Genomic DNA, 1,302 nt, shown 5'->3' with positions numbered 1-1,302 from the left:
ACCGGCACGCTTGGCGCGCTGGCGTTGGCGCTGACCTTCGCGCTGGAGAAGGGTTGGCTCACCATCGCGCTGGCGCTGATGTCGCTCGGCACCGCCTGGATCTCGCTGCAGCGGCCGATCCCGTTCCTGCGCTGGCTCGCCGCCATCTTCGCGGGGCTCGTCACCGCGCGCATCGCCTATGATCCATGCATCGTCGGCGATGCCGTCGGCACCACGCCGATCTTCAACTGGCTGCTCTGGGGCTACGGCCTGCCGGCGGCATCGTTCTGGGGCGCGAGCATCTTCCTGCGCCGCCGCGCCGACGATGCGCCGCTGCGCATGGTCGAGACGGCCGCGATACTGTTCACCGCGCTGCTCGCCTTCATGGAGATCCGGCACTTTGCGACCAATGGCCGGATGACCTCGCCGCCGTCGCTGCTCGAATTCGCACTGCAAGTCTGCATCACGCTCGCGATGGCGATCGGGCTTGAGCGGCTGCGGCTGCGCAGCCATAGCGTCGTGCACAATGTCGGCGCGGTCGTGCTCACGGCGATTGCCGGGTTCATCAGCGTGTTCGGTCTGTTGATCCTGGAGAATCCGTTACTGTTCTCCGGCGTCAATGTCGGCGGCCTCGTCTTCAACCTGCTGCTGCTCGGCTACGCTCTGCCGGCAGTGCTGATGCTGCTGCTGTCATATGCGGTGGCGGGCCATCGTTCCGTCGCCTACGCCAACACGATCGCAGGTGGCGCGCTGGTGTTCGCGCTCAGCTATGTGACGCTGGAGATCCGCCGCTTCTATCACGGCCCGGTCCTGCTCTACGGCGGCACCACGGGGGCGGAGCAATATACCTATTCGATCGGCTGGCTCGGCTTCGGCGTGGTGTTGCTCGGCGTCGGCATCCTCGTCAACTCCGAGCGGGCGCGGCTGGCGTCGGCCGCGGTCATCGCGCTGACCATCCTCAAGGCCTTCGTCATCGACATGTCGACATTGACCGGCGTCTACCGGGCGCTGTCGTTCATGTGCCTCGGCATCGTGCTGGTCGCGATCGGCTGGCTCTACCAGCGGATCCTGTTCCGGCGGCAGGTCGCGCCGCCGCCGGCTCCGGCTCCGCAGACGGGCGCGTAGGGATCAGGCCGCGCGGACCGACTCCAGGAACTGCGCGACCTCGACCTTGAGACGCGTGCTGTCGGTCGCCAGCGATTTCGCCGCCGACAGCACCCCGTGATCAACGAACAGGCCGCCATTGCGGTATTCGGCAAGCCCAGTGAGGCCGTCGATGTCGGTAACGACAAATCCGGCGCGCTGCAGCGGCTCGATCAGCGA

General features: G+C 66.8%; 2 protein-coding genes. One reads left to right on the top strand and one right to left on the bottom strand.

The genetic code is table 11. The features are described from left to right. A partial coding sequence (locus MOV75_RS38515) for a DUF2339 domain-containing protein (protein WP_247008058.1) occupies positions 1–1,104 on the top strand: 1,104 nt, incomplete at its 5' end. Between the two features lie 3 nt (positions 1,105–1,107). Here MOV75_RS38515 and MOV75_RS38510 read toward each other — a convergent pair. Continuing rightward, on the bottom strand, positions 1,108–1,302 hold a 195-nt coding region (locus MOV75_RS38510), incomplete at its 5' end, for a DUF1688 family protein (protein WP_247008057.1).

The sequence above is a fragment of the Bradyrhizobium sp. PRIMUS42 genome, assembly GCF_023006515.1.
Lineage (GTDB): Bacteria > Pseudomonadota > Alphaproteobacteria > Rhizobiales > Xanthobacteraceae > Bradyrhizobium.
This window is presented reverse-complemented; position numbering and strand designations above follow the sequence as displayed.